Here is a 14835-nt window from a genome sequence, read left to right as displayed (position 1 = left end):
TCTTCTAACCGCCTTTCCGATGCCCGCTTCCAGTACCCAAACGTCCGTTTTCAGTACGCTTGCGCCGCTGCAGGCTGCTCACTATCCGGCCGTGGCCGCCATCTACGCCGAAGGCATAGCCACCGGCTACGCCACCCTGACCACCGAAGTGCCGACCTGGGAGGTCTGGGAGGCGGCGCATCTGGCCCACAGCCGCCTGGTAGCGCTGGATGCCGCCGGCACCGTGCTGGGCTGGGCCGCCCTGACGCCGGTATCGGGACGTTGCGTGTACAGTGGTGTAGCTGAAGTAAGCGTGTACATAGCCGCTGCCGCCCGCGGGCAGGGGGTAGGGCTGCGGTTGCTGCATCAGCTGATACAGGCATCGGAGCAGCACGGCCTCTGGACGCTGCAGGCGGGCATCATCCGCGAGAACATAGGCAGCCTGGCCCTGCATCACCGGGCCGGCTTCCGCACGGTAGGCATCCGCGAAAAGCTGGGCCAGCTGCACGGGCAGTGGCGCGACGTGTATCTGCTGGAACGCCGCAGCACGGTCGTGGGCAGGTAGAGAACCGAACCTATTCGGTGGCTGGCAGCAGTAGCACCGGCAGCTCGCTGTGCAGAATCACCTGCGCCGATACGCTGCGGTTGAACAGCTGCCCCAGGAAGCTGCGCCGCCGCGCTACCAGCACCAGCAGGTCAGCCTGGGTTTCGTGGCCGGCCTGCAGAATGCCTCTGGACGGCGTGCGGTGCCGCACGCCACACGTGTTGATGGCCGGAAACTCGGTGCCCAGACCGCTGTGCAGCACGGTGGCCAGAGCTATGCCGGGGTCGTCATTTTCTTCGGGCTCCGCTACATGTACCACGGTAAGTGCAGGCTGCAGGCGTTGCAAAAGCTTCTGCACCGACACGATAACCGGCTCGGCCAGCCGGAACGCCTGCCCATCGGCGGCCAGCGTGATGCGGGCCGGCGGCATAGTTGCCGTGGTGCCGATGGGAACTACCAGCAGCGGCACCTGCGTAGCGCGCAACAGCTTAAGCGAGGTGCTGGCTACCAGCTCATCGGGCGTGTCTTCAGTCTCGGGCTTGCCCAGTATCACCAGGGCTGAGCGGTGCCGGGCTACTGCCTCCCTCACGCCTTCTGTTATGCCTTCCACCGTGCTTTCCACCTCAATAGGAACCTGCACGGTAGCCGCCCGCTGCGCCAGCGCGGCTGCTACCTCGCCTTCACTCATGTGCTGGATTTTGCCTGTGAAGGCATCGGGGTCCAGCAAAGACTCGCGGCGGATGTGCAGGAGCACAATGGACGCGCCCATCGGCACGGCCAGGGCATCGGCGTATTCCAGGGCCCGGTCAGCGTCAGGCGTGAAATCAGTCAGAACGAGGAAATGAGCAGACATAATGAGGTGAGGTTTGGGAGAGGGAAGTATAAGGATTATTTCTATGCGCCACCAAAGCGCAAAAGGTTGCGTGTGGCTTGCCGCCGAGGCAGTCGAAGGCTTTCGGTCTGCTGTTCACCCGGCATGGCACGCGTCCGGGCATTCAGCCCGGCAGCACAACGATATGAAAAAAAGCCCCCCACAAAATGCAGAGGGCTTTTTGGGCCGCAGACCGACGGAGGCCTAGCGGTTATTATCGTCGATGGGATTGTTAAAATCAGGGTTGTTCAGCTCATCTGCCTGACTGCCCGTGTCTGGGTCGGGGCCGGTAGTGGAGCTTCCGGAAGGAATACCCGCCGTCTCGTCTTCGAGCCGGGCTGAGGTGTCCAGAGTGCCTTCCTCGTCGCGTTTGTAGCCATACAGCTCCTCGCGGTGTTTCCGCTGCTCGTCGGTCAGGTTTGCGCCTGCGCCGGGGTTGAGGGCATCGGCGGGGTTCTGATTGGCAGGATCTTGGTTTTTAGAAGCCATGGGAGCTATAAAATCTGTGAATGCTGCTGAGTTTACTTGCCGGGAATGCCTTTGCCTTCATCTGAGCGCAACGCACTGAACTCGTCAGGGTTGTCGTTGCTGCCGTCGTTGCTGGCTTTGCGTCCACTGTCGTCGGCTGGCGCGGTGGTGGGATTAGCAGGTTCCTCGGTTGGCCAGTTGCGGGTACCGCTGCCGTAGCGTGGGTCATCTTTGGCCCAGCCTGTCCGCTGTTCGTCGTATTCGGCATCCGCTACATTGCGGACTGCATTCGGGTCAAGATTTTGCGGTACGCTGCCGCGCTGGTCGGGCTCGGTGTAGGAAGGAGCCGCTACGCCGCCGGGATTGGTGCCGGCAGGCCGTGACTCAATTTTGTCGGATGCAGCAACTGGCGTGTCAGCGTGGCCAAATTCGCCGTACTGTGGGGTGCTGCTGGCACCGGTCACGCCAGATGCGGCCGGCGCAGAATTGGCGCGCTGCGTGCCTTGTTGGATATTTTCGGGGGTGTTGCCCTGTTCAAACTCGTTGTCAGCGCGGCTCTCGTCGGTGCCGCCGTTGGGAGGGGTAGTCTGCATAAGTACGACTGTAGGTAGGAAGTGAAACGAATGGGGAGAGACCCGGGAGTTCGTTGGTTTCATACGCAGACAACCCCTTGCATGGACAACAGCGCACCAAAAAAATCCCCGGCTCGTATCAGATACCGCGCCTGGTTCCTCAGGTTTGTAGCCTTTTGATTTTTCAACCGTCCCTTGCAATATGCCCGTCACTATTCAGCATCAGCCCCAGGACCAAGAGTTTACCGCCACCTTGGATGGGCACTCCGGAGAGCTGGCGTACAGTTTTCCCACTGAAGATGTCATAGACTTCACCCACACGTTCGTTGATAAAGCCCTGCGCGGCAAAGGCGTAGGAGAGGCCCTGGCAAAAGAGGCATTAGCCTATGCGCAACAGCAAAACCTGAAAATCCGGACCAGCTGTGAGTTTATGAAGAGCTACGTAGCGCAGCACCCGGAGTATCAGCCTTTGCTGGACAGGCAACAGGAGTGAGCCACCCGGCACAGTGTAGCCTGTACCGGTAGCTGACAGGATGAATTGCTTATTGCATTAATAGGGTATTTAATGTGAGCTTAATTCACAAAGCCTGGGAAGCATGTATATTATCTACTCGATAACCTTGCCCGTACCAGGTGCAGGTTTGGCTTCCCATGCTGACTTTCTACGTCCTTACAGACTTCTCTATAGCGGCTGCCAATGCGCTGCACCATGCATTGGTGCTGGCGCAGCAGGCCGGGGCGCATGTGCGGCTGCTCCACGTGGTGCCATCTGCACCGTCAGCGGTTGCTGCGTGTTTTGACTGCGCCAATCCTCGTGAAGCCGAAAACAACCAGCGTCAGCTTCAAGAGCAAGTGGACTGGGCAAGCCGCTACGTGCCTGCTTCCGGCAAGGTGCTTACCGGTGAGCCGAAGCAGGAGTTAACCAGGGAAATGACAGCCAAAGGCGTGCTCGTGGTAGGCAACAGCAACCCAGCCAAAGCAATGCACAGCGCACAATGTAGTACCGCTCTGTACTTGGTTCAGAACCTGACGCTGCCTTTGCTGGTGGTGCCGGCTACCTATCGGGCGGGGCAGCCTCCGCGCCGTATCGTGTTCGACATGGACCGCAAGCCACTGCGGCTACCGCGAGCAGCCGATGTCGTGTCGGAGTTGTTCTCCTACCTCACGGCATCAGGCCCGCCGCTGCAGCTCTGCGACGGTGCGGGTGCCGTGGACGAGCTGCTGAGCCATATCATTCCGAGGGTAGTGGGAATTCATGTGTATGCATCCGAGGCGGGGCCGGAAGCCCGCGACATTGCCAATCGTATCCATCAAACCGGGCTGCTGGCCGGCATAGCGCACACCATTGCTACTTCCCGCTATCCGGCCATAGAAGAAGGAATCCGGCATACTGCAGCCCGCCACCGCGCCGACCTACTTGGGTTTGTGGTGCGGCAGCACATGTACCCAGGCCCGGAGTTTCTGCAAAGCGTCACGGCTGGCCTGATGGCGCACAGTCGGATTCCGGTGCTGGCTATTCCGGAAAAGTAACTGGCCTACTACCAAAAAAGCCGTGGTTCCCGATTGGGAACCACGGCTTTTTTGCTGTGAGGTCTGACCTGAGTCAGCAGTACAGTAGGTTACAGCTTCACGGCCACACGGCTGGTATACCGCACGCCATCCACAACTACCCGTACGGAGTAGAGGCCGGCGGGCAATGCGTGCACATCAAGCGTAGCAGCATCGGCGCCCGTAAGCAGGCACTCCTGGCGCAGCACCTGCTGGCCCAAGGCATTATACAATTGAATATCGGCACCGTGGCGGCCCTGCAAACCGGGCACTTGCACCCGAACAGCCGTTGCGGCCGGGTTAGGATACACTGCCAGACCAGTATTCAAGGGCGCATTTTTCACCGTCGAATTCACGATGCAGGCGCTGCTGGTATGGCTGCCTACGTTGGTGTATACATCGGTGCCCAGCGCCAGCCAGGTAGAAGCACCTACGCTCCAGTCGGTTTCGCCGCGGGCCACAGTAGGCTTGCGGATCAGGGTGTTGTCGGTGGTAGAGCCGCCGCCCGGAATGGTCCAGGTAGTGCCGGGGTCTACGCCAATCACACCGATAATATCCAGTGTGTCGGTGCCGTCAATCAGGGCAATGGCGTCGTCGCCGTTGAAGAAGCCAACGGCCGACTGCAGGTCGGTTTGGGCTGCTACCACCGGAGATACTACGCCAGTGTTAGCCACCACATATACGTCGCCGGGAGCAATGGTACCGGTCAGGGCCTGCGTGGAAGTAGGCGTGGTAGCGCCGTTGGCGTACAGCTCAATCCGGATGCCGGCCAGGTTTACCGGAGCGGAAGTCGGGTTGAAAATCTCCAGCACTTTGGTGTTGCTGGAAGCGCCTTCCACATACTCCGAGAAGTACAGATCGGTGCAGGGCGAGCCGGCCGGCGCTTGGTCATCGTTGAGGATGGTGAGCGTGTGCGTGGTAGGCGCAATAACCAGTACGGCCGCGTTGGACGGAGTACCCAGGCGCAGGCGCACGGTTTCGTTCGGCTCGGGCGTCACGTCGCCGGTTACGGTGATGGTAACGGCCTGCGAAGTCTGGCCGGCGGCGAAGGTCAGGGTGCTGGTGTTGAGCAGGTAGTCGGTAGCGTCGGCGGTAGTGCCGGCGGCATCCACCGTAACCGGCACCGTGAAGCCACCGGTCGGCACGCTGGCGGCCGTTACGTTCAGGGTATACGTTACCGTACCGCTGTTGCCTTCGGTGATGGAGCCGGTTGCGGCAGCAAAACGGACGGAAGGCGGCGTGCCGTCGTCGTTGGTGATGGTCAGCTCCTGCGACGACGGGCCACCGATTGCGCCATCGTTGCTGGTAGGGCCTACGTTCTGCAGGCTCAGCACAACCGTTTCGTCGGCTTCGGGGGTGGTGTCACCGTTTACCGTTACGGTTACTGTCCGTGAGGTCTGGCCGGCCGTAAACGTCAGCGTCTGGGGTGAGGTAAAGGTGAAGTCGGTGCCGTTGGTAGCCGTCGAGTTAGCCGCGTCCAGCACCACCTGTACCGTCAGGGTCGTGGTAGGAGCGGGGGTGACGTTTACCGTTGCCGTGTAGGTGGTAGTGCCGCTGTTGCCTTCCGTGATGGTAGCCGTAGCCGTAGCAAACGAGAAAGTAGGCACCACTTGGAAGCCCCAGGCGCGGGCTACGAGGTCGGGATAGGCAATAAAGGGGTTGAAGTTGCCTTGGCTTTTGGCGGCGCGGCGGTTCCGCTCCCGTTCCCGGGCATCTACCGGGTCAGCAAGGTGCCACTGATACAGTGTGTTGATATCGGCCAAGGCAGCAATGGTGCCTTTGCCCGGATCAAACGTCTGATTCTGGTGCATGGTGTAGAAATAGAACGCCGCCCGGGCCAAGTTGCCCTTGTGGTCTTCGCGGGGCTCAAAGAAGGCGCTGTTGTCTTCGCTGTATTCCTCGATGTTCGACGTCGGAATAGTGCTCTGGCCCACCGTGCCACGCATCCAGAGGTTGGTCTGGGCGTCCGGAATTTCGGCAAATGGATCAGAACCGCGGTTGGAGTTCCAGGTGTCGTAGGTCGGGTACAGGTGGTGGATATCGGAGCGCATCCGCACTACCTCGTTAAACCACGACTGCGGAATGCTATGCTCGCAGTTGATACGGTTGACGACACCCGTGCCGGTTGCCGACGAATCGAGGCGCACGGTTTCCTGGTAGCCGGAGTACACGCACGTCACGCGGCCCTGGAAGTTGTCGACGTAGTTGTACATCTTGCCCCGGGCCGTGTTGTAGCTCAGCTCCACGCGCTTGCCATCGTACCAGTTCTGGCGCAGCCAGTCTTTCAGAGCCTGGCCCTGCAGGCTGGTAGGCGGAGCCGCCGGCATGATCTGCGCTGACGCAGCCAAGCTGCCCAACGACAGCGCCGCTGCCAGTACCCGAGCGAAAAAGTGTTTCATTCTGGAAAAAAGAAGATTGAGGGGAAAACGCCCGCAAAGGTCGGGATTTTGGCTAGAATCAGCGGGTTGCCAACTCTTTAAATTGTGTCAACGGCCGGAAATTTCCGTGGCGCCCCAATAATTTACACAAAAAACAGCCGCCCTCTCGCGAAGGCGGCTGTCTGCTACTTGCCGGACCAAAGCTGTGTGCCAGCCGTGGCAGCCAGCAAAATTATTTGGTCGGCATCAGCACCGTATCAATGACGTGCGTTACGCCATTGCTCGAAACCACATTGGGAATCGTGACGTTGGCCATGCCGCCTTTCGCGTCATGCAGCATCACCATGTCGCCTTTGCGGTGTACGGTCAGCATTTCGCCTTCCACGGTGGTCAGCGTCTGGCCATCCTTCAGGTCAGCGGCCATCAGGCGGCCGGGCACTACGTGGTAGGTCAGGATGGTGGTCAACTTCTGCTTGTTTTCGGGCATCACCAGCGTGTTGACCGTGCCGGCCGGCAGCTTTTCAAATGCCGCGTTAGTAGGCGCAAACACAGTGAAGGGGCCCGCACCTTTCAGCGTTTCTACCAGGCCACCGGCTTTCACGGCGGCTACCAGCGTGGTGTGCTCCGAGGAGCCTACGGCATTATCTACAATGTCTTTGTCCGGCGTCATCATGGCGCCGCCCACCATCACGCCGGCACCAGCAGCCGGCGCTGTCTCGCTCATCTGCATGTTTTTCATGTCAGCGCCTTTGCGGGGCTTGGTGGTGGCTTTCATCTTCGAGCCGTCGGCGGCTTCGCCCTTCACCTTCATTTTGCCATCATCGGCCACCTTGGTCTTGGTGGTCATCTCGGCATTCTTGGTTTTGGTTTTCTCGTCGTCCGACTTGGTTTTAGTTTGGGCCTGCGCGGTAGTAGCGGTGCCTACGCTAAGTACCAAAGCCAGTGCCGTCAGGGAAAAAAGTTGCTTCAACATGGGTAACAGGAGTTGAGTGGATGTAGTAATGGGCCGCTATACGAAGCTTTGCCCATAATAGATACCTCAACAATGGTGGATGGTTTTCTAAATAATAATAAAATCAGATATACGACCTTTGCGCGCGAGGTAGTGAGCTGTTTATCAGTGGTCTGATCTGGTTTTGGCAGCTACGAGCCAGGGTATTTCCGCTCAGAAAGCAACCCGCTTCCTACCGCTACCGCTGCAGCTCTAGCACCAGCGCAGTTTTGGCCGGCAGTTGAATAGTGCTGAGGCTGCTTAGCGCTTCATTGGTCAGCACGTTGCGGGCTTTCGAGAAGCCACTCATCCGCTCTGAAAAACGAGCGGTAGGCAGCGCGGCGGCTTTGTCGGTGGAGTTGGTGGCCACCATCACGGTGCCGCTGGCATCGTAGCGGAAGTAGACGTAGAGGCCGTCCTGCGGCAGATACTGCATCAGCTTGCCGGAGTGCAGCGCCGGGTGCGTACGGCGGTAGGTGGCCAGGGTGCGCACAAAGCTGAAGGCATCATTTTCGGGCGCGGTGCGGCCGGCCGCCATAAACTTGTTCTGCGCGTCGCCGGGCCAGCCGCCGGGAAAGTCGCGGCGTACTTCGGCATCGGAAGGGTCTTTGAAATTCTTCATCAGAATTTCGGTGCCATAATACATGCTGGGAATGCCGCGCGTGGTCAGCAGCCAGGTCAGGCCCATCTTATACTTGCTGATATCTTCCCCTACTTCCGATAGGTAGCGGTTATGGTCGTGGTTGTCGAGAAAGGACACGAGTTTGCCGGGGTCTTGGTACACGGCATCCTGCGCCAGCGCCTGATAGACGCGCTGCACACCGTTGTCCCAGCCGGTAGCGGAGGTGCCACCTACTTCTTTCAGGCCGGCCAGCATGGCGTTTTCCAGCACGAAATCGAGGCCGCCGGGCTGGTTGGACTTGAAGGGAAAGTCAATCTTGTTGCGCACGTAATACGCCTGGTCCACCACATTGCTCACCGACGACTCGCCGAAGATGTGGATGCGCGGATACTCGGCCAGCAGCGCCGCATTGCAGCGGTTCATAAACGGCTGGTCGTTGTACATGTACGTGTCGATACGCCACGCGTCCACCCCAAACATCTCCACCGACCACAGGGCATGCTGAATCAGGAAATTGGCAACGTACGGGTTCTGCTGGTTCAGGTCGGGTAGGAACGGCACAAACCAGCCGTCGAGCGTTACGCGGCGGTCAATCTGGGCTGCGTGCGGGTCCGTAATGGGCTGCTGACGGTAAGAGGTATTAGTGTAAGTGGGCCACTGATGGAGCCAAGTCTTCATCGGCAGATCCTTGATAAACCAATGGTTATTGCCGACGTGGTTGTACACAGCATCCTGCACTACTTTCAGGCCGGCGGCGTGGGCCTGCTGCACATACGTCTTGTAGGCAGCGTTGCCTCCCAGGCGGCGGTCCACGTTGTAGTGGTCGGTGAAGCCGTAGCCGTGGTATGCCGAGCGTTTGGCGCCGCCTTCGTCGGTCAGGCTCTGGTCGTTTTCGATGACTGGCGTAAACCACACGGCTGTTACGCCCAGGTCTTTGAGGTAGCCGATGTGCTGCGCCGCGCCCAGCAGGTCGCCGCCGTGGCGCAGGAACGGGTTGGCGCGGTCAGAACTGGGGTCAGCCATGTCGGCAAACTTGTCGTTGGTTGGGTCGCCATTGGCAAACCGGTCGGGCATAGCCAGATAGATGAAATCGGCCTGCGTAACACCCTGGGCTTTAGGGCTGTTGTCGCGCGCCTTCAATTCCCAGTTCTGGGTTACAGTCTGGGTGCCTTTTTTACCTACCAGCCGCACAATGCCGGGCTTGGCTGTAGGCGCAATGCTTAGGTCGAGAAAGGCGTAGTTCGGATTCTCAACGGTGTTGGTTTTCGTGAGCTTGACGCCGGGGTAGGTGACAGAATAGGTGAGGGTGCCGGCCTGTGGGCCATACACAAGCAGCTGCACGTTGGCGTACTTCATACCTACCCACCAGTTGGTTGGATTGAGGCGGGTAATGGCCGGCGTCTGAGACACAGCCAGCAGTGGCAGCAGGAGCGCAAGCAGGAACAGGTAGGGCTTTTTCATGGGGCAGAACGGGGAACGGAATAGAGTAGTACAGCCAAAGGAATGGCTGCGGAAGCCAGTCGTTGTAGGAAGATACACTTTGTCCGCAATGGTCCCACACTCAATTGAGAGTGCCTTTATCAGGGGCTGGGCCCAACGCTAGTACATCTGGTTGGCGCCGGCTACCGTGTACAGTGGGTCTTCCAGAATGTTCACTTCGATAATGGAATCGGCGTTGGCCAATAGACGGCGGCAGTCGGGGCTGAGGTGGCGCAAGTGCACCGTTTTGCCCAGGCGGTGGTAGCGTTCCGTGAGTTTGTGCAGCGCTTCAATGGCCGACATATCTGCCACGCGGCTTTCCTGAAAATCAATAACAATCTGCTGCGGGTCACCGGCCGTGTCGAACTTCTCGCTGAACGCCTGCACCGAGCCGAAAAACAACGGGCCGTATATTTCATAGTGGCGCACGCCGGTTTCATCCAGATACTTACGTGCCCGAATGCGCTTGGCGTTTTCCCAAGCAAATACCAGCGCCGAAATAACGACGCCCAGCAGCACCGCCAGCGCCAGGTTCTGCGAAATGGCCGTCACGAGCGTCACCACAAGCATCACCAGCACATCGGCCCGGGGCATCCGGCGCAAAATGCGTAGGCTGGCCCATTCAAACGTGCCAATTACCACCATAAACATTACACCCACCAGCGCGGCCAGCGGCAGCCGCTCAATCAGGGATGAGCCCACCACTACGAATAATGCCAGCGCCACCGCCGCTACCACTCCAGACAGCCGCCCACGCCCCCTCGATTCCAGATTGACCATGGTTTGCCCGATCATGGCACAACCGCCCATACCGCCGAAAAAACCCGAGGTGATGTTGGCAAGGCCTTGCGCTACACAGTCTTGGTTGCCCCGGCCGCGGGTATCGGTCATTTCATCCACTACGGTCAGTGTCAGCAGGCTTTCGGTGAGGCCCACCAGCGCCATGATGAGGGCGTAGGGAAACACGATACCCAGTGTGTGCCAGGCCAGCGGCACCTGTGGGACATGAAATGTAGGCAGCCCGCCCGCAATAGAAGCAATGTCGCCCACTGATTTGGTATCGAGTCCGCCCAAAATCACCAGCGCCGACACCACTATAATGGCCACCAGCGAGGCCGGAACAGCCTTCGTAAGCTTGGGCAGAAAGTACACAATGCCCATGGTGAGGCCCACCAGGCCCAGCATTAGCAGCAGCGGAGTGCCCGCCAGCCACTGCTCTGTGCCGGCAGCATCGCGCACCTTAAACTGGTCCAGCTGCGCCATAAAGATGATGACTGCCAGTCCGTTGACGAAGCCATAGACCACCGGCTGCGGCACCAGCCGGATAAACTTGCCCAGCCGCAACAGCCCAATAGTCACTTGCAGCAAGCCCATCAGCACTACGGCCGCAAACAGATACTCGGGGCCGTGCTGCACCACCAGACTTACAATCACCACCGCCACCGAGCCGGCCGCCCCGGAAATCATGCCGGGCCGGCCTCCGAAAACGCTGGTGATAAGACAGATAATGAAAGCCGACCCGATACCCACGAGCGGACTAATATGGGCGAGCAGGGCAAACGCCACTACTTCCGGCACCAGCGCCAGCGCCGTCGTCAGGCCCGCCAGTACTTCATTTTTTACGTTGATTTTATACTGCGCGAGATAGGGCAGGACTTGAAACATAGGATCTGAGGTAGGACAAAAGAAAAGCCGCACGCTTTCTACAGAAAGCGGCGGCACAAGGCAGTCTGGCCAGTCCTCAGGGCGGGGTAAGCTTAAAAATAAAGCAAGCGGAAAATTGCATAAACAGCATCAAAAGTAGGTCACCCAGGCGCAGTAAACCATTGGGAGGGCTGTTTTTGCGCGGATGCCCAGCATGCACAGTTTCCGGGTGGCAAAGAAAAAGCCTGTCAATAAACTGCTGGACAGTCGATTAACAGGCTTAGGTGTGGTCGCGCTAGGAATCGAACCTAGATCTAGAGCTTCGGAGGCTCCCATACTATCCGTTGTACTACGCAACCCGGTAGTGAGGCGCAAAACTAGAGAGAAAATGCCGCCGCGCAAAACAGCACGGGCCATTTTATGCAAAATCATGTTCGGGCTGGCTACAACCTTCCGGCTGGTAAAGCAGTTAGCCTTAGCACACAACCCGAACTTTTTCTACTTATGGCTTCCACTGAAAAAAAGAACCTGTATACCGCCGACGCCACCGCAGTAGGCGGCCGTAGCGGCCACGTCCGCTCCGCCACTGGCATCATCGACCTGGATATGTCGGTGCCGGAAGGGCTGGGCGGCAAGAAAAACGCCACCAACCCCGAAGAGCTGTTCGCGGCTGGCTACTCGTCGTGCTTCCAGCAGGCGCTGCTCGTTATTGCCCAGCGCGCCGGCGACAAGCTCGACCCGCAAACCGAGGTAAAATGCTCGGTGACCCTGTTTCAGGAAGGCGAAGGCTACGGCCTGTCGGCCGTGCTCGACGTCGACCTGAAGTCGTTTGACCAGCAGAAAACCGTGGAAATGGTGCGTCAGGCCCACAAAATCTGCCCGTACTCGGTAGGCACCCGCGGCAACATGGAAGTGGAGCTGCGCGTGAAAGGCGAAGCCCTGCCCGTAGAAGCTGATGAGAATGCCGGAGTAGCCGCCAAAGGCTAACCGCAGCTTTCAATAGCCCAACGAAAAAGGCCCGTCCGGATATCCGGACGGGCCTTTTTTATGCTAAGCAGTTGGCCTGGAGAGACTAGATGCCCTGGGCAGCCAGCACTTCCTTCACACGCTCAGCGGCATCCTTCAGCAGCACGGCCGAGTACACTTTCAGGCCGCTTTCGTCGATGATGCGGGCGCCTTCTTCGGCGTTGGTGCCCTGCAGACGCACGATGATAGGCACTTTGATGTCGCCGATGTTCTTGTAGGCTTCCACCACGCCATTCGCCACCCGGTCGCAGCGTACGATGCCACCGAAGATGTTGATGAGGATGGCTTTCACGTTCGGATCCTTCAGGATGATGCGGAAACCAGCTTCTACGGTCTGGGCGTTGGCTCCACCCCCTACGTCGAGGAAGTTGGCCGGCTCGCCACCGCTCAGCTTGATGATGTCCATGGTGGCCATGGCCAGGCCGGCGCCGTTCACCATGCAGCCCACGTTGCCGTCGAGCTTCACATAGTTCAGGTTGGAAGCCGAAGCTTCCACTTCCAGCGGATCTTCCTCGTTGGTGTCGCGCAGCTCCACGAAGTCCTTGTGGCGGTACAGGGCGTTTTCGTCGAGGGTTACTTTGGCGTCAACGGCCAGAATCTTGTCGTCCGAAGTTTTCAGAACGGGGTTGATTTCGAACATGGCCGAGTCCGTCTCGTCGTAGGCCTTGTACAGGGCCTGCACGAACTTCACCATTTCCTTCTGAGCCGGGCCGGTCAGGCCCAGGTTGAAGGCAATTTTAGCGGCCTGGAACGGACGCAGACCTACGCGCGGATCAACATGCTCGCGGTGGATTTTCTCGGGGTGCGCCTCGGCTACTTCCTCGATATCCATGCCACCTTCGGTGGTGTAGATGATGACGTTTTTGCCGGTCGCACGGTCCAGCAGTACGCTCATGTAGTATTCCTTGGTTTCCGAAGCGCCGGGGTAGTACACGTCCTGCGCAATCAGCACCTTATGCACCTTGCGGCCTTCGGCGCCGGTTTGCTTGGTTACGAGCTGCATGCCGATGATCTGGCCGGCAATTTCTTTCACCTGCTCCAGGTTTTTGGCGAGTTTCACTCCACCGCCTTTGCCACGGCCGCCCGCATGAATCTGGGCTTTGATAACGTACCAGCTCGTGCCGGTTTCTTCAGTCAGCTTCTTGGCCGCTTCCACCGCCTGCTCGGCAGTGTCGGCCGTGATGCCTTCCTGCACGCGCACGCCGTAGCGTTTCAGAATTTCTTTGCCCTGATACTCGTGAATGTTCATAAAGGTCGGTTAAAGAGAAGTTCGGGGTGGGTTACTGAGCGCGAAAGTAGGCAAAAAGGGGGGATTAAGTGATGAGGTGATGCAGTGATGAGGTGAAATGGTTCTGTCATCCTGAGCTTGCGAAGGACCTTATCACGGCAGAACGGGTCGCTAATACGCCAGCTGTTTTGTATTGATAAGGTCCTTCGCAAGCTCAGGATGACATATTAACTTATCTGCTTCATCACTCCATCACCCTATCACTTCCCATACCACTGCGCCATTACCTGCTCGGCGGGTTTGTGCTGGGGAGTGAAGTCGAGGTGGCGGTGGGCGGGGCCGTTGGGCTGCAGGCCGGGGTACCACTTCCAGATGAAGATGCCCCGAAACCAGGGCTGCGGCCAGAACGTCTCGAACATCGCCTCGTAGCAGACGCGTTGTGTGGTTTCGTCGGGGGTGGTGGGCAGGGCGTTGCGGTCGGGCCATACCCAGGGCTGAATGGCGGCATCGGGCGTGGTTTTGTAGCCGGCTTCTGTGAACAGCACAGGCTTGCCATAGCGTTTCTGCACGGCGGCCATGCGGGCCAGCGGCGTGCGCCAGGCTTTCAGCAGTGCCGCTTTGGTGGGCCGCTCGGTGGTGCTGAGCGGGAAGTAGGCTTGCACCCCAATGTAGTCCAGCGCGTCCCAGAACTTCACCTGCTCGAACTCCCCGCTCCAGTTGGCGGCGTACGTGAGCGGGCCGTGGTACACTTGGCGCACCCGCTCGATGAGGGCGCGCCACTCCGCCTCGTGGCTTACTGTTTTCTCCAGCTCCGTCCCGATGCACAGCGCCTCCATACCGTTGGTCTCGGCCAGCGCAGCATAGTGCACAATGAATGTGGTGTACGCCGCAAACCACTGCTGCCAGTCGGCTTCGGAACGCATACTCACGTCGCCGGGCCAGGTGCCGCCGCTGCGCAGCCACAGATGCGGCTTGAGCATTGTCCGGATGCCACGCTGCCGCGCCAACAATGCCGTGCGGATGAGGCCCCGGTCACTTTCGCCCCAGTAGTTGCGGCTGCCCGCACCGGTATGCAGGCGCACTTGCGGTTGAGCCGCGTCGGGCTGCCAGCCAAAAGGTGTTTGGGCAATCCAGGTCACGTGGGCGCGCACCAGCGGCTCCATATCCTGGCTCGACGCAGAGTCGGCCGCCACCCAATTCACGCCCAGCAAACGCCCCGTTACGCGGCGGGTAGCCGCAGAAGTTTCACCAGCCTCAGCTGGCACTGATACGCGAGGAGCAGTACGCTGCTGCAAGGCAGCAACCGCTACCATGGCTAGCACCAATACTCCAGCCAGCAACCAAGCAACACGGTGGGCGACAGGAAACGGAGTGGCCATCATAAAATCGGTGTAGCACAAAAGACAAGACCCAAATTGTGCAAAACCGCCCGTATCTCCATTGCGTTAGCACCGGCACCGCACTGCTTAGCAGCCGTAAGGCAGA

The 14835-nt window shown here is 59.2% G+C and carries 13 protein-coding genes and 1 tRNA gene; 4 read left to right on the top strand and 10 right to left on the bottom strand.

Annotated features, from left to right (window positions below):
- Window positions 1-19: 19 nt before the first annotated feature.
- Complete coding sequence (locus IC231_RS09985) at window positions 20-544, top strand: GNAT family N-acetyltransferase (protein ID WP_190784377.1); 525 nt, start codon at window positions 20-22, stop codon at window positions 542-544.
- A 10-nt stretch (window positions 545-554) separates the two neighbouring features.
- On the opposite strand, the gene IC231_RS09980 is transcribed toward IC231_RS09985, so the two are convergent.
- The 3 genes from IC231_RS09980 to IC231_RS09970 form a co-directional block, all read right to left on the bottom strand.
- Window positions 555-1376 carry a universal stress protein gene (locus IC231_RS09980; protein ID WP_190784376.1) on the bottom strand — a complete coding sequence of 274 codons (822 nt, stop codon included), beginning with the start codon at window positions 1374-1376 and terminating at the stop codon, window positions 555-557.
- A gap of 222 nt (window positions 1377-1598) precedes the next feature.
- The gene (locus tag IC231_RS09975; RefSeq protein WP_190784375.1) at window positions 1599-1883 is read right to left on the bottom strand and encodes a hypothetical protein; all 285 of its coding nucleotides are present in this window, start codon (window positions 1881-1883) and stop codon (window positions 1599-1601) included.
- Window positions 1884-1915: 32 nt separating this feature from the next.
- A complete protein-coding gene (locus IC231_RS09970) occupies window positions 1916-2455 on the bottom strand; it encodes a hypothetical protein (RefSeq protein WP_190784374.1) in 540 nt (179 codons plus the stop codon).
- A 181-nt stretch (window positions 2456-2636) separates the two neighbouring features.
- Here IC231_RS09970 and IC231_RS09965 point away from each other — a divergent pair, with 181 nt between their 5' ends.
- Window positions 2637-2927 (top strand): GNAT family N-acetyltransferase, encoded by a 291-nt coding sequence (locus IC231_RS09965; protein WP_190784373.1) that lies wholly within the window; start codon window positions 2637-2639, stop codon window positions 2925-2927.
- 158 nt (window positions 2928-3085) lie between these two features.
- The gene (locus IC231_RS09960; RefSeq protein WP_190784372.1) at window positions 3086-3964 is read left to right on the top strand and encodes a universal stress protein; all 879 of its coding nucleotides are present in this window, start codon (window positions 3086-3088) and stop codon (window positions 3962-3964) included.
- A gap of 89 nt (window positions 3965-4053) precedes the next feature.
- On the opposite strand, the gene IC231_RS09955 is transcribed toward IC231_RS09960, so the two are convergent.
- The 5 genes from IC231_RS09955 to IC231_RS09935 all read right to left on the bottom strand — a co-directional run bounded on the left by IC231_RS09955 (window position 4054) and on the right by IC231_RS09935 (window position 11455).
- On the bottom strand, window positions 4054-6381 hold the full coding sequence (locus tag IC231_RS09955; RefSeq protein WP_190784371.1) for an endonuclease: 2328 nt from the start codon (window positions 6379-6381) through the stop codon (window positions 4054-4056).
- A 211-nt stretch (window positions 6382-6592) separates the two neighbouring features.
- Complete coding sequence (locus IC231_RS09950; protein WP_223831420.1) at window positions 6593-7099, bottom strand: fasciclin domain-containing protein; 507 nt, start codon at window positions 7097-7099, stop codon at window positions 6593-6595.
- 451 nt (window positions 7100-7550) lie between these two features.
- Window positions 7551-9434, bottom strand: a complete 1884-nt coding sequence (locus tag IC231_RS09945) for an alpha-amylase family glycosyl hydrolase (RefSeq protein WP_190784369.1) — start codon at window positions 9432-9434, stop codon at window positions 7551-7553.
- 138 nt (window positions 9435-9572) lie between these two features.
- Entirely contained in the window at window positions 9573-11117 is a 1545-nt protein-coding gene (locus IC231_RS09940) for a SulP family inorganic anion transporter (RefSeq protein ID WP_190784368.1), read from the bottom strand.
- A 266-nt stretch (window positions 11118-11383) separates the two neighbouring features.
- Window positions 11384-11455: transfer RNA gene (locus IC231_RS09935), tRNA-Arg, on the bottom strand.
- A gap of 145 nt (window positions 11456-11600) precedes the next feature.
- Here IC231_RS09935 and IC231_RS09930 point away from each other — a divergent pair.
- Window positions 11601-12083, top strand: coding sequence for an Ohr family peroxiredoxin (locus IC231_RS09930; protein ID WP_190784367.1), 483 nt, complete (start codon window positions 11601-11603; stop codon window positions 12081-12083).
- A gap of 85 nt (window positions 12084-12168) precedes the next feature.
- Here IC231_RS09930 and sucC read toward each other — a convergent pair whose 3' ends face one another.
- The gene (gene sucC / locus IC231_RS09925; RefSeq protein WP_190784366.1) at window positions 12169-13371 is read right to left on the bottom strand and encodes an ADP-forming succinate--CoA ligase subunit beta; all 1203 of its coding nucleotides are present in this window, start codon (window positions 13369-13371) and stop codon (window positions 12169-12171) included.
- A 239-nt stretch (window positions 13372-13610) separates the two neighbouring features.
- Entirely contained in the window at window positions 13611-14663 is a 1053-nt protein-coding gene (locus IC231_RS09920; protein ID WP_211538983.1) for a glycoside hydrolase family 113, read from the bottom strand.
- Between the last annotated feature and the right edge of the window lie 172 nt (window positions 14664-14835).

Origin of the sequence: Hymenobacter duratus, from assembly GCF_014698995.1 — a bacterium.
GTDB lineage: Bacteria > Bacteroidota > Bacteroidia > Cytophagales > Hymenobacteraceae > Hymenobacter > Hymenobacter duratus.
The sequence above is the reverse complement of the archived record's forward strand: the minus strand, read 5'-3'. Positions and strand labels throughout refer to the sequence as shown.

Excerpts from the sequence above, each read along its gene's own strand:
- IC231_RS09950 (WP_223831420.1), bottom strand. The coding sequence starts at position 7,099 with ATGAAAAACATGCAGATGAGCGAGACAGCGCCGGCTGCTGGTGCCGGC.
- IC231_RS09980 (WP_190784376.1), bottom strand. The coding sequence starts at position 1,376 with ATGTCTGCTCATTTCCTCGTTCTGACTGATTTCACGCCTGACGCTGAC.
- IC231_RS09945 (WP_190784369.1), bottom strand. The coding sequence starts at position 9,434 with ATGAAAAAGCCCTACCTGTTCCTGCTTGCGCTCCTGCTGCCACTGCTG.
- IC231_RS09920 (WP_211538983.1), bottom strand. The coding sequence starts at position 14,663 with ATGGTAGCGGTTGCTGCCTTGCAGCAGCGTACTGCTCCTCGCGTATCA.
- IC231_RS09930 (WP_190784367.1), top strand. The coding sequence starts at position 11,601 with ATGGCTTCCACTGAAAAAAAGAACCTGTATACCGCCGACGCCACCGCA.
- IC231_RS09985 (WP_190784377.1), top strand. The coding sequence starts at position 20 with ATGCCCGCTTCCAGTACCCAAACGTCCGTTTTCAGTACGCTTGCGCCG.
- IC231_RS09960 (WP_190784372.1), top strand. The coding sequence starts at position 3,086 with ATGCTGACTTTCTACGTCCTTACAGACTTCTCTATAGCGGCTGCCAAT.
- IC231_RS09965 (WP_190784373.1), top strand. The coding sequence starts at position 2,637 with ATGCCCGTCACTATTCAGCATCAGCCCCAGGACCAAGAGTTTACCGCC.
- IC231_RS09955 (WP_190784371.1), bottom strand. The coding sequence starts at position 6,381 with ATGAAACACTTTTTCGCTCGGGTACTGGCAGCGGCGCTGTCGTTGGGC.
- IC231_RS09975 (WP_190784375.1), bottom strand. The coding sequence starts at position 1,883 with ATGGCTTCTAAAAACCAAGATCCTGCCAATCAGAACCCCGCCGATGCC.
- sucC (WP_190784366.1), bottom strand. The coding sequence starts at position 13,371 with ATGAACATTCACGAGTATCAGGGCAAAGAAATTCTGAAACGCTACGGC.
- IC231_RS09940 (WP_190784368.1), bottom strand. The coding sequence starts at position 11,117 with ATGTTTCAAGTCCTGCCCTATCTCGCGCAGTATAAAATCAACGTAAAA.
- IC231_RS09970 (WP_190784374.1), bottom strand. The coding sequence starts at position 2,455 with ATGCAGACTACCCCTCCCAACGGCGGCACCGACGAGAGCCGCGCTGAC.